At 55.6% G+C, this 23059-nt stretch carries 24 protein-coding genes and 1 tRNA gene; 10 read left to right on the forward strand and 15 right to left on the reverse strand.

Annotated features, from left to right (window positions below):
* Nucleotides 1-216: 216 nt before the first annotated feature.
* Complete coding sequence (locus FS819_RS09040; protein WP_156546171.1) at nt 217-369, forward strand: hypothetical protein; 153 nt, start codon at nt 217-219, stop codon at nt 367-369.
* A gap of 59 nt (nt 370-428) precedes the next feature.
* On the opposite strand, the gene hutX is transcribed toward FS819_RS09040, so the two are convergent.
* Complete coding sequence (gene hutX / locus FS819_RS09045) at nt 429-962, reverse strand: heme utilization cystosolic carrier protein HutX (protein WP_156546174.1); 534 nt, start codon at nt 960-962, stop codon at nt 429-431.
* 7 nt (nt 963-969) lie between these two features.
* Nucleotides 970-1311: a heme-degrading protein HmuQ gene (gene hmuQ / locus FS819_RS09050; RefSeq protein ID WP_060717864.1), complete on the reverse strand. Its 342-nt coding sequence runs from the start codon at nt 1309-1311 to the stop codon at nt 970-972.
* Nucleotides 1312-1641: 330 nt separating this feature from the next.
* Here hmuQ and FS819_RS09055 point away from each other — a divergent pair, with 330 nt between their 5' ends.
* The 3 genes from FS819_RS09055 to FS819_RS09065 are packed head-to-tail and all read left to right on the forward strand — an operon-like array spanning nt 1642 to nt 4448.
* Nucleotides 1642-2541, forward strand: coding sequence for a heme/hemin ABC transporter substrate-binding protein (locus tag FS819_RS09055; protein ID WP_234624603.1), 900 nt, complete (start codon nt 1642-1644; stop codon nt 2539-2541).
* Nucleotides 2538-3623, forward strand: a complete 1086-nt coding sequence (locus FS819_RS09060; protein WP_234624602.1) for a FecCD family ABC transporter permease — start codon at nt 2538-2540, stop codon at nt 3621-3623. The genes FS819_RS09055 and FS819_RS09060 overlap by 4 nt, the downstream gene beginning before the upstream one ends.
* Nucleotides 3624-3653: 30 nt before the next feature.
* Nucleotides 3654-4448, forward strand: a complete 795-nt coding sequence (locus FS819_RS09065) for a heme ABC transporter ATP-binding protein (RefSeq protein WP_156546180.1) — start codon at nt 3654-3656, stop codon at nt 4446-4448.
* A 342-nt stretch (nt 4449-4790) separates the two neighbouring features.
* On the opposite strand, the gene FS819_RS09070 is transcribed toward FS819_RS09065, so the two are convergent.
* The 5 genes from FS819_RS09070 to FS819_RS09090 form a co-directional block, all read right to left on the reverse strand.
* Complete coding sequence (locus FS819_RS09070; protein ID WP_156546184.1) at nt 4791-5708, reverse strand: methyltransferase domain-containing protein; 918 nt, start codon at nt 5706-5708, stop codon at nt 4791-4793.
* Between the two features lie 270 nt (nt 5709-5978).
* Nucleotides 5979-6054: transfer RNA gene (locus FS819_RS09075), tRNA-Lys, on the reverse strand.
* Nucleotides 6055-6192: 138 nt separating this feature from the next.
* Nucleotides 6193-7110 carry a PhzF family phenazine biosynthesis protein gene (locus tag FS819_RS09080; protein ID WP_156546187.1) on the reverse strand — a complete coding sequence of 306 codons (918 nt, stop codon included), beginning with the start codon at nt 7108-7110 and terminating at the stop codon, nt 6193-6195.
* 74 nt (nt 7111-7184) lie between these two features.
* Nucleotides 7185-7940, reverse strand: a complete 756-nt coding sequence (locus FS819_RS09085; RefSeq protein ID WP_156546189.1) for an NUDIX hydrolase — start codon at nt 7938-7940, stop codon at nt 7185-7187.
* A gap of 255 nt (nt 7941-8195) precedes the next feature.
* Nucleotides 8196-9872 carry a methyl-accepting chemotaxis protein gene (locus FS819_RS09090; RefSeq protein ID WP_156546192.1) on the reverse strand — a complete coding sequence of 559 codons (1677 nt, stop codon included), beginning with the start codon at nt 9870-9872 and terminating at the stop codon, nt 8196-8198.
* 410 nt (nt 9873-10282) lie between these two features.
* Here FS819_RS09090 and FS819_RS09095 point away from each other — a divergent pair, with 410 nt between their 5' ends.
* Nucleotides 10283-11155, forward strand: a complete 873-nt coding sequence (locus FS819_RS09095) for a MerR family transcriptional regulator (RefSeq protein ID WP_156546195.1) — start codon at nt 10283-10285, stop codon at nt 11153-11155.
* Nucleotides 11156-11301: 146 nt separating this feature from the next.
* Here the strand turns inward: FS819_RS09095 and ilvC are convergent, their stop codons facing one another.
* From ilvC to FS819_RS09120, 5 genes are all read right to left on the reverse strand, one after another.
* Complete coding sequence (ilvC, locus tag FS819_RS09100; protein WP_015916424.1) at nt 11302-12321, reverse strand: ketol-acid reductoisomerase; 1020 nt, start codon at nt 12319-12321, stop codon at nt 11302-11304.
* Between the two features lie 57 nt (nt 12322-12378).
* Nucleotides 12379-13002, reverse strand: coding sequence for a TetR/AcrR family transcriptional regulator C-terminal domain-containing protein (locus FS819_RS09105; protein ID WP_156546198.1), 624 nt, complete (start codon nt 13000-13002; stop codon nt 12379-12381).
* Nucleotides 13003-13316: 314 nt separating this feature from the next.
* Nucleotides 13317-13826: a peptide-methionine (S)-S-oxide reductase MsrA gene (gene msrA / locus FS819_RS09110; protein ID WP_015916426.1), complete on the reverse strand. Its 510-nt coding sequence runs from the start codon at nt 13824-13826 to the stop codon at nt 13317-13319.
* A 141-nt stretch (nt 13827-13967) separates the two neighbouring features.
* Nucleotides 13968-14450 (reverse strand): YdcA family protein, encoded by a 483-nt coding sequence (locus tag FS819_RS09115; protein ID WP_498724437.1) that lies wholly within the window; start codon nt 14448-14450, stop codon nt 13968-13970.
* A gap of 103 nt (nt 14451-14553) precedes the next feature.
* Entirely contained in the window at nt 14554-14850 is a 297-nt protein-coding gene (locus tag FS819_RS09120) for a PRC-barrel domain-containing protein (RefSeq protein ID WP_015916427.1), read from the reverse strand.
* Between the two features lie 445 nt (nt 14851-15295).
* On the opposite strand from FS819_RS09120, the gene FS819_RS09125 reads away from it, so the two are divergent.
* Complete coding sequence (locus FS819_RS09125; RefSeq protein WP_156546200.1) at nt 15296-15523, forward strand: hypothetical protein; 228 nt, start codon at nt 15296-15298, stop codon at nt 15521-15523.
* A gap of 125 nt (nt 15524-15648) precedes the next feature.
* On the opposite strand, the gene FS819_RS09130 is transcribed toward FS819_RS09125, so the two are convergent.
* The gene (locus FS819_RS09130) at nt 15649-16113 is read right to left on the reverse strand and encodes an Lrp/AsnC family transcriptional regulator (RefSeq protein ID WP_060717853.1); all 465 of its coding nucleotides are present in this window, start codon (nt 16111-16113) and stop codon (nt 15649-15651) included.
* Nucleotides 16114-16288: 175 nt separating this feature from the next.
* Here FS819_RS09130 and FS819_RS09135 point away from each other — a divergent pair, with 175 nt between their 5' ends.
* The 3 genes from FS819_RS09135 (at nt 16289) to FS819_RS09145 (ending at nt 19065) form a co-directional block, all read left to right on the forward strand.
* The gene (locus tag FS819_RS09135) at nt 16289-17002 is read left to right on the forward strand and encodes an aspartate/glutamate racemase family protein (protein ID WP_156546203.1); all 714 of its coding nucleotides are present in this window, start codon (nt 16289-16291) and stop codon (nt 17000-17002) included.
* A 79-nt stretch (nt 17003-17081) separates the two neighbouring features.
* Nucleotides 17082-17693 (forward strand): TetR/AcrR family transcriptional regulator, encoded by a 612-nt coding sequence (locus FS819_RS09140; protein WP_234624601.1) that lies wholly within the window; start codon nt 17082-17084, stop codon nt 17691-17693.
* Nucleotides 17694-17850: 157 nt separating this feature from the next.
* Nucleotides 17851-19065, forward strand: coding sequence for an MFS transporter (locus tag FS819_RS09145; protein WP_156546209.1), 1215 nt, complete (start codon nt 17851-17853; stop codon nt 19063-19065).
* Nucleotides 19066-19287: 222 nt separating this feature from the next.
* Here the strand turns inward: FS819_RS09145 and FS819_RS09150 are convergent, their stop codons facing one another.
* Together FS819_RS09150 and FS819_RS09155 are read right to left on the reverse strand one after the other, a co-directional pair.
* A complete protein-coding gene (locus FS819_RS09150) occupies nt 19288-21063 on the reverse strand; it encodes a methyl-accepting chemotaxis protein (RefSeq protein ID WP_156546212.1) in 1776 nt (591 codons plus the stop codon).
* A 387-nt stretch (nt 21064-21450) separates the two neighbouring features.
* Nucleotides 21451-21861, reverse strand: a complete 411-nt coding sequence (locus FS819_RS09155) for a winged helix-turn-helix transcriptional regulator (protein WP_156546215.1) — start codon at nt 21859-21861, stop codon at nt 21451-21453.
* Nucleotides 21862-22099: 238 nt separating this feature from the next.
* Here FS819_RS09155 and FS819_RS09160 point away from each other — a divergent pair, with 238 nt between their 5' ends.
* Nucleotides 22100-22975, forward strand: coding sequence for an SDR family oxidoreductase (locus tag FS819_RS09160; RefSeq protein ID WP_156546218.1), 876 nt, complete (start codon nt 22100-22102; stop codon nt 22973-22975).
* Nucleotides 22976-23059: the final 84 nt, after the last annotated feature.

The raw sequence follows: 23059 nt of genomic DNA on the forward strand, positions 1-23059 counted from the left end.
TGAAACCTGCTGTAGCACTCTAAAACTGCTGCATAATCACTTAAACCGCATTCGGTATCAGAAATAATGCAGGACAGTCTGTCAGCTTTATATTGACCTAAACAGACCATCGTTTTTTGTTTTTGTTTGTCTTTTCAGGAAAACCGGCTTCCGCTTATTCCCCTGACACACTCCAGACGACGTCATGCTGGCCTGCAGCATATTTCAGGCCAATCGATGACCAAACCGCCTTATGCACAAAACAGCAACACAACCAAGCAGGACGGCAGCCCTCAATTGGCGCCATGCATGCGTTCAATACTCGATTCCCCGCACTTTCAAAACAAACAGCAAAAGCAAAAAGCCGCCGGGAAGGTTTCCGGCGGCTGAGCAAGACTCTAAGAACTTTAGACGCAAAGATACGATCGTCCGATTGGCAATAACCAGCCCTATCCCGGCACCGAACCCCGATACTGAGAGCGCAACTGCTCGAACAGGGCGACTTGCTCGGCAATCAAAGTCTTTTGCGCATCCCTGCGCACGAAGATCTTCAACATTGCAGCACCTTCGCCATTCATGAACCACACCGACAGCGAGCGTCGGCCATGAAACATCCGATCGACAAAGGCGACGGAACGGCAATGGTCGATACGGATATGGCCGCCAACCGGACTGTCGCCGTGAATGTTGAACCAGCCATGGCCAATGGAGCCCGGCGGCAGAGCGCCGACCACTTCCAGCACAACATCTTTTGTGTGGACGATGGTCAGAACATCGCCCCAACCTGACAAATGGGACCAGATCGGCTCGAAAGCCAGTGACGGCGCGATGGTCACGCAATCTGGCGGTAGAATGGCCAGAATCTCGGCGGGCGTTACCCCTGCCTCCGTTGCAATGGTTTCCACCACGCCGTCAGGTTTTTCGGCAAGAGCCGCTTTGGCAACCTCAAGCGGTGAAAGGCGGGCGGTATCGACAGCAGCCATGATCGTCTCAGGCCGCCTTGGAGCTGCGCGTACCCGTGCTGTCTTCATGAAGGATTACTTCAAACCCTTCGAAATGCGGACCGCCAAGATATTGAACCTTGCTCTGCCCGGCATTGGCATGGGCAGCGCGGAACTGCTCGGATTTCGTCCAGGCAACGAAGGTTTCATGGCTTTCCCAAACCGTATGGGACACATAAAGCGAGTGATCCTCGCCCTTGGGACCTTTCAGCATATGGAATTCGACATAGCCCGGCACTTCCGCCAGGCGGCCCTGACGATCACGCCACTGAGCTTCAAACACGTCCTCGAAACCGGGAACGACACGAAATCGGTTCATTGCAATATACATACTCTGCTCCACACGTTGGCTGAAAATGCAATGCTGCATAATTCCTCAAACCGGCATTGGTTTGAGGAATTATGCAGCAGATATAAAGCGTTACAGCGTCCTTTGTGTATTTGATAAAACACAGGGCGCTGTCATGCACCTGTCCTGTTGCGTCATTATGAAAACTTGTGCATTGTAGTCAAGTTAAAATCCAGCCCGCTGCTGTTCGTCGTCATTCGTCAAATGAAGACCGGACCCGACGCCCGCCAAGTGGCTCGATTACGATACACAATCCTGCTCTGAAAACGCATGAAATGGCGTTGCCCGGGCAACCTTCAGGACGATACCTTGATGAGACCTTCTTCTCTTCTGACCTCGCTTGCACTTTTCGGTCTTGTTACCCTCCCTCTTCCCCTCCCTTGGGCCATGACCCCAGCGGCATTCGCGGCAGACAGCTTTCCCCAGGCCAGCCGCATCGTCTCGATTGGCGGGACGGTCACCGAAATTCTCTATGACCTGGGTGCCGGGGAACGCATCGTTGCGGTCGATTCCACCAGCCTTTATCCTCCTGAAGCATCGACAAAACCCAATGTCGGCTATATGCGCCGCCTGTCTGCCGAGGGCATACTGGCCCAGAAACCCGATCTCATCCTGACGGAGGCGGGCTCCGGGCCGCCTGATGCCCTGGCTGTGCTGGCGCAAAGCGGCATAGCCCTGGTGAACATCCCTCAACAACCTTCGGCGGAAACCGTCGCTCCCCGTATCCGCGCCGTCGGTGCGGCAATCGGCAAGGGTCCGCAGGCCGAGGCATTGGCAAGCCGGTTCGAGACGCAATTGGATAAGCTGAAGACTGATCTCGCCCACCTTCCAGCCGAGAAGAAGCGGGTCCTGTTCGTCCTTTCCATCGCCAATGGCCGCATTATGGCTGCTGGCAAAGACACGGCAGCCGACGCGATGATCCGGCTGGCTGGCGCCACCAATGCGGTGGGCGACAGCACGGGCTATAAACCACTCAGCGATGAAGCCGTGATTGCCGCAGCACCCGAGATTATTCTCACCATGGAGCATGGCGCAGCGCCGATATCCGCCAAGGAAATCTTCGCCTTGCCAGCTCTTGCCACCAGTCCGGCAGCCAAGACACAAGGCTTTCTCAGCATGGATGGACTTTACCTGCTTGGCTTTGGACCACGTACCGCTGACGCGGCCCGAGAACTGGCATCCAAGCTGTATCCAGAGGCAACCCTCCAGTGACGATTGCCGCAGCCTCATCGACAGTGCCACTGGCACCCACGGGCGACCGCTCGCGCCGTGGCATGGCAGCCGTGTTGCTGTTGGTGTCATTGCTTGTGGCAGCCTGCTTCATCTCGCTGGTCAGCGGGCCAACGGGGGTCGGTTTGAGCGACCTTATCACCTACCTCTTCAGAAAGGGCGCGCTGGCGCAGCAGGATCGTATTGTGCTGGAGGCCGTCCGCCTGCCCCGCACCTTGATGGGTGTTCTGGTGGGCGCAGGTCTCGGGCTCTCCGGAGCGATGATGCAAGGCCTGTTTCGCAACCCGTTGGCCGATCCCGGCATTGTCGGCGTCACCTCCGGGGCTAGCCTTGCCGCAGTGGCGGCCATCGTGCTTGGACCCGGCCTGCTTTTACCGCTGCAAACGGTACTTGGAGAGGAACTCCTGCCGGTCATGGCTTTTTCCGGCGCCTTGCTCAACACCGCCCTGCTCTATGCCATTGCCACCCGCGGCGGCCAAACCTCGACCATTGCCCTGGTGCTGTCAGGCATTGCCATCGGCGCGCTTAGCATGGCCGCAACGGGCCTGATGATCTTCATGGCAGACGACCGGGCCTTGCGCGACATCACCTTCTGGAGCCTGGGATCGTTGGGCGGGGCGACTTATGCCAAGGCAATGTCAATCGCCCCCTTCGTTCTGGGCGCCCTTGCTGCCGTGCCCTTCATTGCGCGTGGACTGGACGCACTCGTGCTTGGCGATGCCGCTGCTTTTCACATGGGAATTCCAGTGGAGCGGTTGAAACGCGCCAGCGTGCTGATTGTGGCCGCCGCCTGCGGGGCCGCTGTGGCCGTGGCCGGTTCGATAGCCTTTATCGGCATCATCGTCCCACACCTGCTGCGCATGGCCATCGGTCCATCGCACCGCTTTCTCCTGCCTGCCTCCGCACTGGGAGGCGCAAGCCTGCTGCTGATGGCCGACAGCCTTTCCCGCACCATTGTCGCACCGGCAGAACTGCCGATTGGTATCGTCACCGCACTGATCGGCGCACCGGTTTTTCTGCTCCTGCTGCTCGGTAAAAGCGGACGCGGCATGGTGGAAAATTAGAGCATCGAAAAAGGCAAAGGGGAGCGCACCATGATAACCGCAGAACACCTGACGCTGCGCCGCCACGGGCGCTTGCTGCTGGACAGGATCAGCCTGCGCCTTGCACCGGGTCGCTTCACCGTCATTATCGGTCCAAACGGCGCAGGCAAATCAACCCTCTTGAAACTGCTCTGCGGAGACCTGAAAGCTGATGAAGGCCGGATCAATTATGACGGTCAGGATATTACCCGGCTGAAGCCGCAGCATCTCGCCCTGAAACGGGCCGTTTTGCCGCAAAGCACGAGCCTTTCCTTTCCATTTACGGCATTGGAAGTCGTACGCATGGGGGCCGTGGCCGCAGGAAGCCCGCGCCCCATCGAGGCGGCCAAACATGCCTTGGCGCGTGTTGGCCTCTCGGCAACCGAAACGCGCTCCTATCATGCTCTATCCGGCGGTGAGCAACAAAGGGTACAATTCGCCCGAGTGCTGGCGCAATTACCGATAGTCGCCGACGCGACCGGTGCCCGTGCTCTGTTTCTTGATGAACCCACATCCAGCCTGGATCTGTCCTACCAAATCTCGGTGCTGGAAACTGCACGTGCCTTTGCCGCTGATGGAGGCATAGTGATGGCGGTACTGCATGACCTGAATCTCGCGGCAGAATTCGCCGATAATCTGGTCATGTTGAACAACGGCCGGCTCATTGCAGACGGTTCACCACAAACGGTGATCGATGATGAACTGATTGCCGCCGTCTACGGACTGAGTGGCACGGTCGGGCGTATCCCCACCCACTCACCCTTCGTTCTACCTCAATCCAGACTGCCAGCAGCAATCCGGCATTAGAGTTCGCCCAGGAAAAGGTGGAAGCCGGCTTTTTCGAAAAGACAAACGAACGACAGTCTGTCTGGTTAAATCTGAACCAGACAGACTGTCAAATCTGTTCAATGCGAGGACGTTCGTCCACCTTTCAAGCCCGTTGATATCAAACTTCCCGGAAAGTTATCCACAGGAATCCACAGCCATTTTTGGATGAAACTTTGGAATAATCAAGAACGAACCATGAATACAACAAAGATACTAGAGAACAAAACAGGTTCAACGATAGAGAACCATTAAACGCAACTCCGCCACGAAAATAGCAAGGTTGCAGGCTTCGTCCGAAACCATGCCGCGACCGGCGCGCGATCATTGGCGACGCATGATTTCATGTTTGAGAAACGGTGCGTGGCAGAGCAACGCACTGATCGCGCTACGCCGTGACGAAGGCCAGCCTTGCAGTCCACCGGATGGTTGCTTTTCCAGAATGAGCAGAAATTCAAAGCCATCCTTGGAGAAAAGTCCGTCCACATACCGCAATCCGACTGACGACGCTTTCGCGGCAAGGGCCGCGACGTCCTTTACCGTCTCTTGGTCGTAGACGTGATAGTGCTGCCTGAGGTCTGCGTCGATCCACTCCTGCGCCTGACGTCTTTGTTCGGCGGGATCAGACAGCTGAAAGAGCGTTTGCATTATGTCTACATAGTGCTGGAAGTTACGGGCAGCCCGACCTTCCGAATCCCTGTAGTCGAGGTCCAGGTGATCACGCCGCGCCGGCACGCGGTCGACATCGTAACAGTTACAGCGAAAATTGGGCAAGGTTAGGAAGAGCTTGCCTCCGTTTTTGACGGTCCTTATCCATTCGCAGAGCCCCCCGACCGGATCGTCGAAATGTTCAAGCACGTGATTGGCGATGATGAAATCCAGCTCCCCATCGGCGTAAACCGAAAGATCGTTTCCATCGATAACATGCGTCAGCGGCACGAGATCCTCCGCAGGCAGATGATGGAGCTCGACCAACGTCTTGTTGGAAACGACATCGACATATTCGACCTGACAGTTTTCCGAGGTTTTTGTCGGAACCTGCTGCGCACCAAGTTCAATGCCCCGGCCAACGAGATACTTTCTTGCAAAGCGATTTCGAATGGCAAGACGATTTTCCATCGAAGAAAACAAAATCATCCTGCTGAATAATGGGCGGGACAAAACATCATCGAGAAACCGACGCACCCAAGGCTTCATAGTATCGTCATCTACTGGCCATACCAGAGCACGTATATCAAACATCTTTCCTCACTACAGCACTGAACGGAAACGTGAGACCAGCTTTCAGGTCACGTCCGATGCGGAAAAAAATCATTCCCGTTGAAACGATAGCAGAGAAAAGTTGGAAATTTCCAGCAGATCGAATGGCTTCACACTGGTAATCACAAGCGGACAAACCAAAGTGCCGACACCGCAAAACAGTCTCAATAAAGAAACCATCCAATTGAACGCTATGTTCGCAACATCACATCTAAGGAAATAAATCAGCAACACTGATATTACTGAAAAGAATGGTGGGTGATGTAGGGTTCGAACCTACGACCCGCTGATTAAGAGTCAGCTGCTCTACCAACTGAGCTAATCACCCGCCTGCAGCGCTTCGTTTGTGCTTCATCGCTGCCGTGAGCGGGGATATAAAGGGGTTGTCTCTGCTTGTCCAGCGCCGTTTCGAAAAAAATGACATGAAACAGCAAAAAAAATCAAAACTCGAAAAAACCAAGGAAAATCAAATGTCGAGCATGCCGGAAGCGATGCGCACGGCGGTGCCGCCGATGCGGGCGCGGAAAACTTTGCCTTCCTTGGTGTCGATATGCAGATGGATGAAGGAGGGGCGCCCCATCTCCACGCCCTGCTCGATCAGCAACGGGTGATGGCCGTCCGGCAGTGCATCGAAATGCTGGATGGCGCCTGAAAGCGCCGCCACCGCGGAGCCAGTGGCCGGGTCCTCGGCTATGCCCATATCGGGGGAAAACATCCGGGCGTGAAAGTCAGCCGCGTGGTGAACACCACCACGGCAATAGATATAGGCCGAGGTCAGCGCGCCGTCACAGAAAGGGGCGGCCCGCTCCCAGAGCTGCGGATCGAATTCGATGCTTTCGACATCTCCCAGACTGCTGACCGGAATGAGCAGGAAGGGCACTCCAGCCGACCAGATCGACGGCAGATGGTTTTCGAAAAGCAATTGGTTCGGCTTCAGGCCAAGCGCATCGGCTATGCCCTGGCGGTCGAGCGGCAGTTGAATCTGGGTGGAGGTTTTCGGCAAATCGAATTCGGCAAAACTTGCCTCACCCGGCCTCAGGCTCACCGCACAGCGCACCGGGCCGATCTTTTCATCGATCACCGACACCAGGTCGAGCGGCCCTTCACGATCCTGATGAGCCTTTTCCGCTAGGCCGATCGCCGTGCCAACCGTGGGATGACCGGCAAAGGGAAGCTCACGTCCGGGGGTAAAAATCCGAATACGCGCCACATGCGCGACATTGACCGAGGGGAAAACGAAAACCGTTTCCGAGAGATTGAATTCCCGCGCTATCGCCTGCAACGCATCGTCATCGAGATCCTCGCAATCGAACACGATTGCCAAAGGATTGCCGCACAGCTTTTTGTCGGTGAAGACGTCGTAAATGCAATAGTGTCGAGCCAAACAAGCCTCCAGTCGCCGTTACAATGCCAGCAAACTGCACGAGCAGCGCCAGCCATGCAAGGCGCACCAGCCACTTAGCCGGGAAAAATCCAATCCAGCAGGGGATACATGTCTGGCGTGTAATCATGCGCATTGCGATCTGCCGAGCGAATGGCCACGGCGCGGGCAATTTCCTGCTCTTCATCGACAGCCATATGGGCCGCGATTCGGTCGAAAATCGCCTCTGTGGTCAAGGCCAGACGAAACACCCGAAACAGCGTGACCCGACGGCCTCGACGATAGCCCCGCAATTGCGGATCGATCACCGCATCATCCACCGACAGTCCGGTTTCTTCCTGCACTTCGCGGCGCATATTGGCATCGACATCGACCATCGCATCGATAATATCGGATGCATCGAGCGAGCCCGCCGGACAATAGACCCGGCCTGCATTGGCGGTGTGAGCGGCCATTTCCACCGCGATCAAGGCACCATCGGCCGAAATCAGCACCGGAAATCCAAAAAGGTGATAGCCGCTCTGTGGCTCAGCCTGACGACGCCAGAACAGAAAGCTGGAATAGGGGATCAGATGTCCTGCACCACTCACAGCGCCGGCGCCGATCTGCAATTCGTCGAACAAGACCATGGCACCATCGAAAAGAGCGGGGTTGGCCGCCGACTCGGCCTGCCAATTTCGATGAATGGCATCGCGATGCGCACTATGAAACGGATGTTCTCCAGGCTTGACCCGCAATTCCAGCCGGTTCACATCGAATATTTCCCCATCCGCCGGCCAGGACAAATGATCGTCAGCGGCTTGCGGCATAATGGCTTTTGCATGGGACAGCATGGATGAAACTTTCTTTTCCAGTCTCTGGCAGTTCACGGACCTCGCAGATCTGAAAAGACACCAGATCATTCTTTATTCGCTGCGATCGAGTGACTTTGTAAAGGTATCTCAGCGCAAAAAGATGACGGTCTCGTCACGTCCTCACGTTTTGCCCATGTTTCATACCGCCCATACATTCATAGATAGCAAAAAACAAAACGCCGCGCGCATGGAGCGCACGGCACCTTATTGAACACCAATAGACGGATTGTGGGGTCAGGCGGCGCGAGGATAGGATGACGATGAGCCAGACGGAGAGGTCTTGAACTGAGCGACCATCTGGAACAAATCATCAACATCCTTGGACAGCGAGAATGCCGCTGCCGTGGTTTCCTCAACCATGGCTGCATTCTGCTGGGTGGACTGGTCGATGACATTGACGGAACTGTTGATTTCCTGCAGCGCGGTGGTCTGTTGCTTGGAGCCTTGAACGATTGCCGTGACATTGGTATCGATGGCGCGGATCTGATTGAGGATATTATCCAGAGCCGAGCCGGTCTGGGCGACAAGGTCCACGCCACGGTCGACCTGCTTGCCGGACGTGCTGATCAACTGCCGGATTTCCTTGGCGGATGAAGCCGAGCGCTGTGCCAATTCGCGGACCTCCTGGGCGACGACCGCAAAACCCTTACCAGCTTCACCGGCGCGGGCCGCTTCGACACCAGCATTCAGTGCCAGAAGATTGGTCTGGAAGGCAATCTCGTCGATGACGCCCAGAATGCTCGAAATCCGCCCGGAAGACTGCTCGATCTCATTCATGGCAACCACGGCATCCCTGACGATAACACTGGATTGCTCGGTATTCAGCCGGGTCTGCTCCATCAGTCGGCCGACTTCCTCGGCACGCTTAGCGGAGTCGGCAACCGTCGTCGTCACCTCTTCCAGCGATGCGGCTGATTCCTCCACGGACGCAGCCTGTGCTTCGGTACGGCGCGAGAGTTCGTTGGCAGCCTCCTTGATTTCATTGGTGCTCGACGCGATGGACCGGGCGCTCAGGGCGACACCGTCCATTGTCGTGCGCAAATGGCTGAGGGCTTCGTTGAAATCGGCACGTAGTTTTTCCATGGTCGGCACGAACGTGTTGTTCAGCGTGCTGGTGAGATCGCCGCCCGCCAGGGCCTTCAACGCGGCACCAAGATGGGAAATAGCATCCATCCGGCTAGACACATCGGTTGCAAACTTCACGACCTTGTAGACTTTCCCCCGCGCGTCGAAGACTGGATTGTAGGAGGCCTGTATCCAGACATCGTGGCCATCCTTGGCGATGCGCCGGAACTCATTAGCCAGCATCCGTCCATTCCCCAGATCGCGCCAGAAAGATGTGTAGTCTGAGGAAGACGTATAGGCCTTGTCACAAAACAGACTGTGATGGCGCCCGATAAGTTCCGTCAGACTATAGCCCATCGCCTTGCAGAAATTTTCATTGGCGGTGATGATCTTGCCATCAGGAGTAAACTCGATGACCGCCATCGACGTCGAAATCGCCTTCAGCTTGGCATCGTCCTCCATCGCCTGTAATTTTACTGCGGTGATATCCGTGGCATATTTGACGACCTTATAGGGCTTATCACCCTTCATTATCGGATTGTATGAGGCTTCGATCCACACATCTCGACCGTCCTTGGCAATACGACGATATTGGGCGCGCTGGAATTTACCCTGCCGCAACCCTTCCCAAAAATTTCGGTAATCGCTGGTCTCAACCTCGCTGGCATCGACGAACATGCGGTGGTGCTTGCCTTTGATTTCAGCCAGACTGTAGCCAAGCGCCCGGCAGAAATTGTCATTGGCATCCAAAATGGTGCCATCCAAGCTGAATTCTATGACGGCCTGCGATTTGCGAAGAGCCGAGACTTCCGATCTGGCATCAGCACCCAGTCCAAAAATAGTCATGCCTGAATCCTTCGACCTTTGACCTGCAAGCGCGTCTCATTGCGCCTTTGATGACATAAGTATCACACAGAAAGATATACAATTGTTTTCTAAATTAGAAATAACCATTAAAAATTGTATATTATGCAAACCAAGTAAATATCGGGTTATTCTGGTCATTTAAATTACCCTAAATATTAAGGGTTAAATCGCTAAGTGATTTAAAAAAAACAGAAATAGTCAATGCAGTGAGGAAACCCGGCTCGTCCGACACAGCGGACTCAGCCCATCGAGCCTCGACAAAATTTTCATCCGCGCGTTGAGGAAAGAGCTCTGTTGGCGATCCAAACATAGACCGAAAGTCGATTTGCAATCTCATCATCATTTTTGTATATTATATATAAATAGAATAAAAAATAAGGCGACGATCTATGAAGGAGACTTATTCGCTTCGTGAAGTCGTGAATGAGACCGGCCTGACGAAGCTGGTCCTGCATGCCTGGGAGCGCCGCTATGCAGCAATCGTGCCCAAACGCACCGACAGTGGCCGCCGCATCTACCGGCATGAAGATCTTGTCCGGTTGCAACTGCTCAAGGCCTGCGTCGACAATGGGCAACGGATCGGCTCCATTATCCATTTATCGACCGAGGAGCTGAAACGATCCGCGATGAACCAGGCGCGTTTGGACGACCTGGAACCTGTTTTTAAAGCCGTGGAAAACCTTGACGGAGAGACCTTGGACCGGCTGCTGAGCACCCGCTTCATTGCGCTTGGGCCTGTCGATTTTTCAAAGCACGTCGTCCTGCCATTCATGGCGGAAATCGGCCGACGCTGGGCGGAAGGCCACCTGTCCATCGCGTCAGAACATCTCGCCTCTTCGTCGGTCAGGGTGCTGTTGAACGGCGCATTCAAACTTCTGGCGTCGCCGCGCGGTTCACAAAGAATAGTCTTCACCACGCTTGAAGGCGAATTGCATGATATCGGCGGGCTGGTAGCGGCGCTGATCGCCCGCAGCCATGGCATCCACACCACATATCTCGGCGCCCAGCTTCCGGCCAAGGACTTCGTCGCAATGGCAAGGCAATCCGGCTCGACCGTCGTGTGCATCAGCGGCGCCTTGAAGCGCATTCGCAATTTTGAGCTGGAGATAAAGGAGATCCGAAAGGGTTTACCGTTGGATGTCCCGCTCTGGCTGGGCGGAGCGGCCTTCATGAACCTGCCTCCCCTCAAGGGAGTGTACTATTTTCAACAGATGGAACAGTTCGAAGAGGCCATCATCGCCCTGCAAGGCGAAAGCCCCTGACACGATAAAGCGCCGCATGTCGGCTAACAGCGGCGCTTTATCGTTTCGTTGCAGGCCCTGCCGACCAGCTGGTTCTTGGCGATCCCCCGCGATGCCGAAGGCACGCAGACAAAGAAACTTGGAGCGCCAAGAACTGTTCGCGCTGATTAGTTGCGAGCCTTGTCAACCAGTTGGTTCTTGGCGATCCAAGGCATCATGCCGCGCAGCTTTGCGCCAACTTCTTCGATCTGGTGCTTGTCGTTCATGCGGCGAATGCCCTTGAAGCGAGCGGCACCGGCGCGGTATTCCTGCATCCAGTCCGAGGTGAACTTGCCAGTCTGAATGTCGTGCAACACGCGCTTCATTTCAGCCTTGGTTTCAGCAGTGATGATGCGCGGACCGGTGACGTATTCGCCCCACTCAGCCGTGTTGGAGATCGAGTAGTTCATGTTGGCGATACCGCCTTCATAGATCAGGTCCACGATCAGCTTCACTTCGTGCAGGCACTCGAAATAGGCCATTTCAGGCGCATAGCCGCCTTCAACCAGCGTTTCAAAGCCAGCCCGGATCAGTTCGACGAGACCGCCGCACAGAACGACCTGCTCGCCGAACAGGTCGGTTTCGCATTCTTCCTGGAAGGTGGTTTCGATAATGCCCGAACGGCCGCCACCAACGCCACAAGCGTAGGACAGAGCCACTTCAAGAGCGTTGCCGGAGGCATTCTGATGAATGGCAACGAGGCAAGGCACGCCGCCGCCCTTCTGGTATTCGCCGCGAACCGTGTGGCCAGGGCCCTTCGGTGCGATCATCACAACGTCAACGGTGTTCTTCGGCTCGATCAGGCCGAAGTGAACGTTCAGGCCGTGGGCGAAAGCGATTGCTGCGCCATCACGGATGTTGCCGGCGATGTCTGCCTTGTAGATGTCAGCCTGCAATTCGTCAGGAGTTGCCATCATCATCAGGTCAGCCCAGGCTGCCGCTTCGGCAACGGTCATGACCTTGAAGCCATCGGCTTCAGCCTTGGCAATGGTGGCCGAGCCAGCCTTGAGGGCGATGACGACGTTCTGTGCGCCCGAATCCTTGAGGTTCAGCGCGTGAGCGCGGCCCTGGGAGCCGTAGCCAATGATGGCGACTTTCTTCGCCTTGATGAGGTTCAAATCGGCATCACGATCATAATAGACGCGCATTGTGTAATCCTTCCCTATGCTGTGTCTGATGTTGAGTGTTTTATCCCTCGCCAGGATTTACGCTGACGATGTCTTGTCCGTGCCGTGCAACACAAGAAAGGCGGACACCGCCTTGTGCGCTCGGGCGTCGAATTTTCGTGGCTCGGGTTTTTCACCCAGGAGCAGGCGAACATGAAGATCGGAAACGATCAGGCCGTAGAGCGTGCGATAGGCATCCTCGCCGTCTTCGAACCGCAACAGGCCATCGCGCCGTCCGGCATCCAGCAGCGCCCTCGCCCGGCGGTCGATCTGGCGGCGGCCACGCTCCAGGAGCATTTTCCCCAGTTTCGAGCCATCGCGGCTAGTCTGGCCAATGGCAAGACGGTTCAGCGCCAACGAGATTTCCCCTGAGAGAACGTCCAGCAAATCGCGGGCGAAAACCTCCAAATGATCGGCCAGCATCTGCGGCGTCAGGCGCTCGCCGGCGCGCTCGAATGTGCGCACTTTGCTTGCCTGATAGGAAATCATCGCCGACAGCAGACCGTCGCGATCCCCGAACCATTTATAAAGGCTTTCCTTGGAGCAATTGGCTGCCCGCGCCAAACCGGCCGTGGTCAATGCCTTGTCGCCACCTTCGACCAAAAGGCGCAGAGCCTCCGCCAGAACCGCGCTCTGGCGTGCAGAAAATTCTGCTGTTGGCATGGCATTGGTCGACACAGTGAAAGCCCTTCAATCTAAGTACCGTACGGTACGGTTCTTGGTAACGCGCTTCGCAATGCGCGTCAAGCGCCAGATTGACCGATGAGGCTGAAGAATACAGTGATGACATGAAGAAGAGGAAATTTCAGGCGAAAGCGCCAGGTGGTTTTGGCAGCCGGAAGGTTTTGAAAACAGAAACAAGGAGGATTTCCGCCCTTCACTGAAAAGCGGAAATGCTCAATGATCTCAGGCGAGACGCTGAGAAGGCAAACCGAGAAACCGCCGCCTTCAAGAGGCGGAACGTCTTTCGAGGACCGTTATGCCACGGCCTGACGTTTCGGCAGTTTCCAATGCGGCCGAGGAAAATGGCAGGTATATCCGTTTGGAATGCGCTCAAGATAGTCCTGATGCTCCGGCTCGGCCTGCCAGAAATCACCCACAGGTGCCAGTTCGGTCACGACCTTGCCAGGCCAGATGCCGGAAGCGTCCACGTCGGCAATGGTGTCCTCGGCAACCTTCTTTTGCTCTTCACTCGTGTAGAAGATCGCAGAACGATAGCTGACGCCGACATCGTTTCCCTGACGATTAGGCGTGCTTGGATCATGAATCTGGAAGAAAAATTCCAGGAGATCGCGAAAGCTTGTCTTTGATGGATCGAAGATAATTTCAATCGCCTCGGCATGTGTTCCATGATTGCGATAGGTCGCGTTCGCGACATCGCCGCCGGAATATCCCACTCGGGTAGCGATGACCCCGGGAAGCTTGCGGATCAGGTCCTGCATGCCCCAGAAGCAACCGCCTGCCAACACTGCGCGTTCACTCGTCATGGACGTAACTCCTATGGTTGGAATGCATTCTATGTAGGAACTATAGCACCCTGTTTCCAGCGGCCAGTCGGCATAGTAACGGCTTTGATGGCCATGGCGACGGAAAAATCCACCCGCCCCTGCCCGACAAAACGTGGAAAGTCATCTCCTCAAGTAGCTTTTTGTACCGCTATCGGTAAGGCAGAACCGCCCACCTCGGGGACCAACGCAAAAGCTGCCGGAACGGCATGAGCACGACCCTTCCGACGCTGGGGCCAAAGATGGGTCCACAGGAGAAGTCAGGTTGAACGCAGGACCATCCGTCCGACCTTCCGCTCCACCCATAAATCTCGAGCATGACTTCTTGCTGGCGCTGATTGAGCCATCGTTACAGACAAAAAGATCGCCCCGGCACATTGCGATACCTGCCTTACGGCCACTGCAGGGGAGATTTTCAGCGTGTAAAAGGGTTGGCATCACACAAACGGCTACCGAAAAAACCGCCGATCTCATGAAAAGGCCAGTCCGGTCTATGGGTCGAGAACACCTTCGTCGGGGCGCAGTTCCAGAATATCCATAGACGGCGTTAAGGTCGCGCCGCCACCGACGTTCCCATCCCCGGCCTAAACCAGCTCTATATCCCATGAAAATGGCCACCCTGATCCCAAGATGGCCATAATATCGTATTTAAGTGGAATTTCACATAACATAAGTCATGGAAATCATTCCTCGCGAATGCCTAGGACAATTAGTCCTTATGCGCAGGCATGTCCTTCAGCTGATCCTTCGTCCATGTGGTGACGGCATGGACGTCGCCATCTTCATCCCGCATGAATTGCAGATCCGACAGCGGAACACCGACCGGCTTTGCACCGATACCCAGGAAGCCGCCGACATCAATGATCGCTGTGCCGCTGGCACCCAGACCATGGACATGATCCAGCTTGCCGACCTTGTGGTCGTCAGCACCATAAATGGTTGCACCTTCGAGCACGGCAGGTGTGAGTTCAGCGGTGGTGAGACGAACGTGATTGGTATGATTCATTGGGTTATCCTCCTTGTTTGTACTGTAGAGGTAACCAACGGGGCAGAGGTTTGTTCCCTCCCTGCAAAACCAAAGCGTGTGCAGTGAGGCGGGATTGAAATCCCCGGCGCTTATTTGAACCATACCCGCAGAACCATCCCGTAACGTCACAATTGCACAATTTTCCATCAAATCCATGTCCTTTGAGCGCCGTCATCTATCAAAAGGAAGTGAGACTACCGAGAGCAGACCATCCAAGGCGGAAATCCCTGGAGGCAGAAAAAGTAATAGGCTGATTTTACTAGATTTTTATATCCACAATTCGACAAGGGACGCCAACGCATGTCTGCAATGCCTTTTCTGACAGGCGCGCGCCGTTGCAAAGCGCAGCAAAAGCGCCCAGATTCAAGGCATCGAACCGAAGAGTTCGACTTAATTTTATCCACTTGTAAAGTTGGAGAGATCCATGAAGACCTTTATCGCCACAGCCGTGCTCGCAAGCCTGATCGGCGCATCCGCATCGTTTGCCGCGACCACGACAAAAACCACCACCCAGCCCGCCCAGACCACTGCGTCCACGCAAACGGCGGCACAACTCAACGCGAGCGACAGCAGTCAACAGTCGTCCAGCGGCGAATGGCAATTCAAGGCCCCCACGAAGAAGCCGCATCACCGCAACGAATATAACGGCTGATTGCCGCGACCATCCCGATTGGGACGCCTTGTCGCATAAAGAGCGACAGCGAGCCGTTGTGCGCCCTATATGACGCACGGTGCTATAGTGAGCGAAACGCCGGTCTTTCGGCGTATCGCCTTTCGTCACACAGCATAATCCACCGGAACGGCGGAACCGCTTTTCATCGTCTCCATCGAGATCGAGGCGGACACATCGAAAAGTTCGATACGCCGCACCAGCCGACGATAGACGACGTCGTAATGCTCGACCCGTGGCAGAACGATCTTCAAGATATAATCATGATGTCCGGTCAGGCGATGCGCCTCGACGATTTCGGCGATATCGGTAATCGCTCGGCGAAACTCCTCCGTCCATTCATCGGTATGATGGGCGGTTTTCACCAAGGCGTAAACGGTTGTCGGCACGCCCACCTTGTCGCGATTGAGCACGGCGATCCGTCGCTCGATATATCCGCCCTCTTCCAGCTTCTGAATCCGGCGCGAACAGGCCGAAACCGATAGGGCGACCTTGTCGGCGAGATCGCTCACCGCAATGGCGGCATCCCGTTGCAACAGATCCAGAATCTTCCTGTCTCTCTCGTCAATCACGCCTTAATCCTCCGCCTTTCAGGATGAATGCGCAAAGCATACGCGCATTTCACATTTTTCTCGCAATTTTTGTGCGGAACTTATGGTGATTTTCGAGAAATTTGCAAATCAACCGCTTCCATCCACTGGCATAGTTTTGTTCATCACTACCAAAGACACCAAGGGGAACACGACAATGCGGATGATCGGCTTGATTGGCGGAATGAGTTTTGAAAGCTCGGCGGTTTACTATCGGCTTATCAACGAAGCGGTTCGCCATCAGTTGGGCGGTTTGGCATCGGCTGAAATCGTCATGCGGTCGGTCGATTTTTCGCAGATCGTTGGCTACCAGAAGGCAGGCCGTTGGGATCTTGCGGAAAAAGTGCTGGGCGATGCCGCTGCCGCCCTGGAGCGTGCCGGTGCCGAATGCGTGCTGATCTGCACCAACACCATGCATCTGATTGCCGATGCCGTAGCAGCGCGTGTTTCCGTGCCGCTTATCCATATTGTCGATGCGACGGCCCAGGCTATCAAAGACTCTGGCTTCAAGCGGCCCCTGCTGCTCGCCACCCGCTACACGATGGAGCATGGCTTCTACACCGATCGCATGCGTGCCCTCGGCCTGCTGCCCATGGTGCCAGGCGCAGAGGATCGTGGCATTGTGCATGATGTGATTTTTGACGAACTCTGCGCGGGCCGCGTTGAAGAGCAGTCGCGGGCTGCCTATCTGGCAATCATCGAAAAGGCCAAGGCAGACGGTGCCGATTGCGTCATTCTCGGCTGCACCGAGATTTGTCTTTTGCTCAATCCAGACGATCTTTGCCTGCCGGGCTTTGATTCCACTGCCATTCATTGTGGGTCTGCGGTCGAGTTTTCTCTCACTCCGCAAGAGGTTAAGAAGATCGCCTGAAGACATTGACTGCGGTTTATTGATCGCAGTCATTTTTTTGCTTGATTTGGAAACGATCATTTCCTATTGTAGGACCATGATGAACCAGCAAACAAAATCCGGCAGACCTGCGGGCCGCCCTCGGGAATTCGACACGGATGTGGCGCTGGACGCTGCCTTGGTGGTGTTTTCCGAGCGGGGCTACCAGGCCGCCTCGATCAGTGAGCTTGCCGAAGCCATGGGGTTGACGGCAGGTAGTATCTACAAGGCGTTCGGCGACAAGCGTGGTGTATTTCTCGCCGCCTTCGATCGCTACTGGTCGGTGCGCCATGCGATGATCCTGAAGCGCATGGCACCGCTTAAGACCGGGCGGGAAAAGTTGTTTGCCCTTTTGCAGCATTATGCCGACCACGCCCATGGCGCGGCAGGCCGGCGCGGCTGCCTCATCGTCGGCGGTGCCAATGATCTGGCACTGCTGGATGCGGAAGCCTCCGCCCGGGTAGGGCTCGCTTTTACCGCCAACCAGCAGCGCCTGAAGGACCAGATTGTTACCGGACAGGCCGATGGCTCGATCCGGGCCGATCTGAATGCCGATGTCATTTCTAGCACCCTGCTCTGCCTGACGATGGGCATGCGCGTGGTCGGCAAAACAGGCCGAACAGAAGACGAGATGCAGGCCGTGGCGCAAGCGGCGCTGCGGCTTTTGGACTGACCAGGATTTTAGCCCTTACAGCGGCGTACAGCAGCACGGCGCGGTGAGGTTCGTCGTAACACGTCCTATTCGCTCAATCATTCAACAGGCACTCACTGACACCAGTACCATGGCATCCTCCCAAGACCATGGCGCCCCAAGCCGAGAAGCAACCACCATGACCCATTCCAGCCCGCTCTTGCGGCATGACGCTGAACACACCTTGTCGCCGATATTGACCTTTATCTTTGCCCTGGCCTGCGGGCTTATCGCCGCCAATCTCTATTACGGCCAGCCGCTGGCCGGACCGATCAGCGCGGATTTGGGGTTCTCACCCCAGGCGACCGGCCTGATCGTCACCCTCACTCAGCTTGGTTACTGTCTGGGCCTTTTGCTGCTGGTGCCGCTGGGTGACCTGATCGAAAACCGCAAGCTGGTGATCATCCTGATTGGTCTTGCCGCGCTGGCCCTGCTGGGCGGCGCGCTTTCGACCTCGCCGGGTCTTTTCCTGCTGGCCTGCCTTGGCATTGGCCTTGCATCCGCAGCCGCCCAGGTTCTGGTGCCCTTTGCCGCCAGCATGGCACCGGATGCCTCACGCGGGCGGGTTGTCGGCAATGTCATGAGCGGGCTGCTCTGCGGCATCATGCTGGCCCGGCCCATTGCCAGCTTCATCGCCGAGGCATCGTCCTGGCATGTCATCTACGTGCTTTCGGCGGTTGCCATGATCGGGCTGATGGTGGTGCTCGGCATGACCCTGCCCCGCCGCCAGCCGCATGCGCAGATCGGCTACGGTGCGCTGCTGTCCTCCATGGCCCATATGGCGCTGACAAACCGTGTACTCCAGCGCCGGGCGCTTTATCAGGCCGGGATGTTTGGTGCCTTCAGCCTGTTCTGGACCACGACGCCCTTGCTGCTGTCAGGCCCGCATTTTGGCCTGAGCCAGAATGGTATCGCGCTGTTTGCACTCGCCGGAGCATCCGGTGCCATCGCCTCACCCATTGCCGGACGAATGGCTGATCGCGGCCTGACCCGGCAGATTTCCATCGGCGCCATGGTCATGGGCATCGCTGCGTTCGTGCTTGGCCGCTATGCGATCGAAACCTCACCGCTGACAGGCGTGATCTGCCTGACGATTGCTGCCATTACTCTGGATTTCGGCGTACAGGCCAATCTGATCAGCGGCCAGCGCATCATCTATTCGATGACAGCCGCCCATCGCAGCCGTCTCAACGGCATCTATATGGCGACATTCTTTCTTGGTGGCGCGCTTGGCTCAGCCATCGGCGGCTGGGCCTATGCGACAGGCGGATGGTCGCTGACCGCCTGGATCGGCCTCTGCTTTCCAGCCGCCTCGCTTGTCCTGCTGCTGACAGAGCGGCGGCAAACGGCCTAACAGTCTATCCAATAATTGCCACTGGCCGTCTGCAAATGGCAATTTCTGCGCTTCCGGTACTCACGTACCTTAAGTACGCTCCGTTCCGGTTCTCGAAATCACCATTTTCGCCAGGCCAGCAACAATTCTTGAACAGACTGTAAAATCTACAGAGCCGAATAGGAAGCGCCGTGCGTTTTATAAAACACACGGCGCTATAACGGTTTAAATCGACTTAGTTTTTTAAAACTCGCTCCAGCCGCCGGATTGAGATGCGACGGAACCCGCTACCTTCGACATCAACTCCCGCGCTGGTGAGGCCGTGGGCCGATGTGCTGACGTCGCCGCGCCAAGCTGGCGTGACGAAGGCCTCATACCGGCACCGCCCAACTGGAATTTCTCAATCAACTCGCGCAGACGCGCCGTTTCCTGGGCAAGCGTTGCGCTGGCCGCATTTGTCTCTTCAACCATGGCCGCATTCTGCTGCGTTACCTGATCCATCTGGTTGACGGCCGCATTGACTTCGGAAAGCCCGGTGGCCTGCTCGCGCGCCGAACTGGTAATGGCTTCCATATGTTCATTGACCGCAACGATATTCTGCTGGATCGTCCGAAGCGCCTCGCCCGTTTCGCTCACCAGCCTTACCCCGGTGCTGACCTCGTTTGAAGAATTGCGGATCAGTTCCTTGATTTCCTTGGCCGCCTGGGCAGAGCGCTGTGCCAGTTCGCGAACCTCTTGCGCGACCACGGCAAAGCCCTTGCCCGCTTCACCGGCACGAGCAGCCTCGACACCGGCATTCAGCGCCAGCAGATTGGTCTGGAAGGCGATTTCGTCGATCACCCCAATGATATTGGAAATCTGATTGGACGAATTCTCAATGCGAGACATCGCGCCAACCGCATCCTCAACCACCTTTGCAGAGCGCACCGCATTGTCGCTGGCTGTCGATGCCGAATGACGGGCTTCTTCTGCACGTTTAGAGGCATTCGAGACATTGACGGTAATTTCGTCAAGCGCCGCAGCGGTCTCTTCCAGGGAGGCGGCCTGCTGTTCGGTTCGCTTGGACAGATCTTCTGCACTCTGGCTGATTTCGCGCGTGCCATTGTCGATCTGGCTGGTTGAATGCGCCACCGCGCCAAGCGTGTTGCGCATCTGGAGCAACGCATCATTCATCGTGCGGCGCAGTTCTTCAAAATCCGGCGCAAACGGGTTGTCCAGAGTGAAGGTCAGATCACCCTGCGCCAGCCGCGTCAGGGCAGCGCCAATCGCATTGACCGCATTCACTCTTTCCGTCACATCCGTGGCAAATTTAACGACTTTTGTGACCTTGCCCTGGGAGTCCAGGATCGGGTTATAGGCGGCATTGATCACCACCTTCTTTCCATTCTTGCCGTAACGAATGAACTCTGCCGATTGAACCTCACCGCGACGCAAAGCAGCCCAGAACTCTTTGTAGTCGGCTGATTTCGCGTATTCGGGGTCAACCAGCATGCTGTGGTGACGACCCTTTATCTCGTCCACTTTATAATTAATGGATTTGAGGAAGTTTTCGTTGGCGGTAACGATCTCACCTTCCGTGGTAAACTCGATAATGCCTTGAGAACGGCTGATCGCCATCATCTGCCCCTGGTAATCCAGGTTCTGCAATCGCTCCTTGGCATTGGCCCATTCGACAACAAAGCCAGTTGTTTTTCCACTTTCCCGCAAAGGCGTGACGATGAGATCGAACGCGCGGTGACCAACCCAGATCGTCGCCCGGTGCTGCGTTTTGAGAGCAGCCAGCATATTGCGCTGATGGGATGGGTTTTTGTGGAAAATATCGATATTGCTGCCAATGAGTTTGTTAAAATCGAAGCGCGGAAGTTCCTTCTTGAGGTCAGATTCGGCCTCCTTAAGCAGTTCCATGACGGAATCGTTCATATAACGAATATTAAGATCAACATCCGAAATCATAATATTGGCTGTAATCAGCTTCAAAGAATGGGTCTGCATCCGAGCTATACTAGAAATTCCGAACATTACGTGTAGTCCCTTTCCGAAGAACTGAGGAAGGCGCGAGAACAGGCTCTGTTCTGTCGAGAGCGTCACGGATACCAACCAAAATGACATTGCCAGCATGAAGTGTAGGCGAAATCTCCCTATAATTTATTAATAAATTAGCTAACACGAAACATATGGAATTTGAAAAAATCACAGAGATTGCATAATAAAATTAGAGACTTACAGTATGTTTCCTTGAGAGGACACAGGATACCGTGACATTCGACCACGCACGATGGATGGTTTTTTTAGTCCACGAAGCGCCGTGCTCAATATATGGTGCACGGCGCTATAATTCTTTATATCTGCCGTATAATCTCCTCCTGACATCCGCGCCGATTTAAGGAATTATGCAGGCGTTCAGCCTCACACATTCTGCATATCGAACCGAGCGCGAGCCTCGACCACGCGGGCATGATTGTCGATGGCAAATTCCACGAGATATCTGAGTGAAAATACCAGCTGCTCACCCATCTCCGTCAGACCATATTCAACGCTGGGCGGTTTGGTGGGAAAAACCTGCCGGTGAACATAACCATCGCGTTGCAGGTCTCTCAGGGTCTGGGTCAGCATGCGCTGGGAAATATCAGGCACCAGGCGTCGAAGCTCACCGAAGCGATAGGGTTTCTCGGCAAGCGAACCTAGAATGAGCGTCGACCATTTGTCGCCGACATGGGAAATAACCGAGCGCACCGGGCAATTGTCTTCCGCCCGTTTGCTTTTGCTTCCCCCCCTCGCCGTTGCCTCCGAGGGAGCCCGCTGCGTGGCATCGTTCATGATGGTACCCTTTCTGTAACCAAAGGTGCTAAAACTGCCTTCTTTACAGCAGTTCCAAAAGGCTGATTATAGTGCTGGTCTCAAATTGAGAGCAACAAGATAATAGGGTATGGAGTTTTACAGGCCGTGCGTTTTATAAAACGTGGAGACAACTCTGTAACACTCTATATCCGCTGGATAATTTCCCCTTCAACCAATTCCGGTTCAGGGAATTATGCAGGAGCTGGGATAGAGAAATATGACCAAAATACTGATTACCGGAGCATCCGGAAAGCTTGGAAGACTTATCATCAATCATTTGCTGGAAAGCCAGCATGTTGCCGCTGCTGATATCGTTGCCGCCAGCCGCAATCTATCGGGTCTGGCGGATCTTGCCGCAAAGGGCATCGAAACACGGCGGGCCGACTTCACCGATCCGGCATCGCTTGACCAGGCCTTTTCCGGCATTGACCGGCTGCTGATCATTTCCACCGATGCCATCGGTTCGCGCGTCGAGCAACACAAAGCAGCGATTGCAGCCGCCGCCAATGCCAAGGTCGGCCGGATTTTCTACACATCCATGCCAAATCCGGAGACATCCAAGATCCTGTTTGCTCCCGAACATGCGCAAACCGAACAGGCCATCAAGGCTTCCGGCCTTGCCTATACGATTTTGCGCAACAACTGGTACATGGAAAATCTATTCATGGCGCTGCCATCGGCGCTGGCCAGCGGCCAGTGGTATACATCCGCCGGAGAGGGCAAGACCGCCTATATCGCCCGAGAGGACATTGCCCGCGCCATCGCCAGCGCCCTGGCCAAGCCTGTGGCCGAAAACATCATCTATACGCTCTGCGGCAGCCGCGCCTATAGCAACAGGGAGATTGCCGCTCTGGCCGAAAAAGCCACGGGCAAGCCGCTTGCCGTGGTCGACATCACCGACCAGCAGCTGGAAGACGGCATGGTCGCTGCCGGCATTCCCAAACCCGTAGCGCCTGTATTCGCCTCAATCGATACGGCCATCCGCGCCGGTGACCTGGATGTGGTAACCGATGACGCGCAAAGCTTGTCGGGCCATCCATTGCTGTCGCTAGAGACCTTCATGGAAGCGAACAAGACCGCCCTTATCGGCTGATTGATCCCTATCGACCAACCGGCACAGGCTCTCCTGACCTCAGAATGACGCCAGGCAATCTCTGCTCAGCATGGCGTCATTCTG

Source organism: Allorhizobium sp. Av2 (assembly GCF_021462805.2).
GTDB classification, from domain to species: Bacteria; Pseudomonadota; Alphaproteobacteria; order Rhizobiales; family Rhizobiaceae; genus Allorhizobium; species Allorhizobium vitis_G.

Excerpts from the sequence above, each read along its gene's own strand:
- FS819_RS09150 (WP_156546212.1), bottom strand. The coding sequence starts at position 21,063 with ATGTTCGGAATTTCTAGTATAGCTCGGATGCAGACCCATTCTTTGAAG.
- FS819_RS09040 (WP_156546171.1), top strand. The coding sequence starts at position 217 with ATGACCAAACCGCCTTATGCACAAAACAGCAACACAACCAAGCAGGAC.
- FS819_RS09065 (WP_156546180.1), top strand. The coding sequence starts at position 3,654 with ATGATAACCGCAGAACACCTGACGCTGCGCCGCCACGGGCGCTTGCTG.
- FS819_RS09160 (WP_156546218.1), top strand. The coding sequence starts at position 22,100 with ATGACCAAAATACTGATTACCGGAGCATCCGGAAAGCTTGGAAGACTT.
- FS819_RS09070 (WP_156546184.1), bottom strand. The coding sequence starts at position 5,708 with ATGTTTGATATACGTGCTCTGGTATGGCCAGTAGATGACGATACTATG.
- FS819_RS09090 (WP_156546192.1), bottom strand. The coding sequence starts at position 9,872 with ATGACTATTTTTGGACTGGGTGCTGATGCCAGATCGGAAGTCTCGGCT.
- FS819_RS09085 (WP_156546189.1), bottom strand. The coding sequence starts at position 7,940 with ATGCTGTCCCATGCAAAAGCCATTATGCCGCAAGCCGCTGACGATCAT.
- hmuQ (WP_060717864.1), bottom strand. The coding sequence starts at position 1,311 with ATGTATATTGCAATGAACCGATTTCGTGTCGTTCCCGGTTTCGAGGAC.
- FS819_RS09055 (WP_234624603.1), top strand. The coding sequence starts at position 1,642 with ATGAGACCTTCTTCTCTTCTGACCTCGCTTGCACTTTTCGGTCTTGTT.
- FS819_RS09115 (WP_498724437.1), bottom strand. The coding sequence starts at position 14,450 with ATGGGATATAGAGCTGGTTTAGGCCGGGGATGGGAACGTCGGTGGCGG.
- ilvC (WP_015916424.1), bottom strand. The coding sequence starts at position 12,321 with ATGCGCGTCTATTATGATCGTGATGCCGATTTGAACCTCATCAAGGCG.
- FS819_RS09155 (WP_156546215.1), bottom strand. The coding sequence starts at position 21,861 with ATGAACGATGCCACGCAGCGGGCTCCCTCGGAGGCAACGGCGAGGGGG.
- FS819_RS09140 (WP_234624601.1), top strand. The coding sequence starts at position 17,082 with ATGAACCAGCAAACAAAATCCGGCAGACCTGCGGGCCGCCCTCGGGAA.
- FS819_RS09120 (WP_015916427.1), bottom strand. The coding sequence starts at position 14,850 with ATGAATCATACCAATCACGTTCGTCTCACCACCGCTGAACTCACACCT.
- FS819_RS09125 (WP_156546200.1), top strand. The coding sequence starts at position 15,296 with ATGAAGACCTTTATCGCCACAGCCGTGCTCGCAAGCCTGATCGGCGCA.
- msrA (WP_015916426.1), bottom strand. The coding sequence starts at position 13,826 with ATGACGAGTGAACGCGCAGTGTTGGCAGGCGGTTGCTTCTGGGGCATG.
- FS819_RS09135 (WP_156546203.1), top strand. The coding sequence starts at position 16,289 with ATGCGGATGATCGGCTTGATTGGCGGAATGAGTTTTGAAAGCTCGGCG.
- FS819_RS09095 (WP_156546195.1), top strand. The coding sequence starts at position 10,283 with ATGAAGGAGACTTATTCGCTTCGTGAAGTCGTGAATGAGACCGGCCTG.
- FS819_RS09105 (WP_156546198.1), bottom strand. The coding sequence starts at position 13,002 with ATGCCAACAGCAGAATTTTCTGCACGCCAGAGCGCGGTTCTGGCGGAG.
- hutX (WP_156546174.1), bottom strand. The coding sequence starts at position 962 with ATGGCTGCTGTCGATACCGCCCGCCTTTCACCGCTTGAGGTTGCCAAA.
- FS819_RS09145 (WP_156546209.1), top strand. The coding sequence starts at position 17,851 with ATGACCCATTCCAGCCCGCTCTTGCGGCATGACGCTGAACACACCTTG.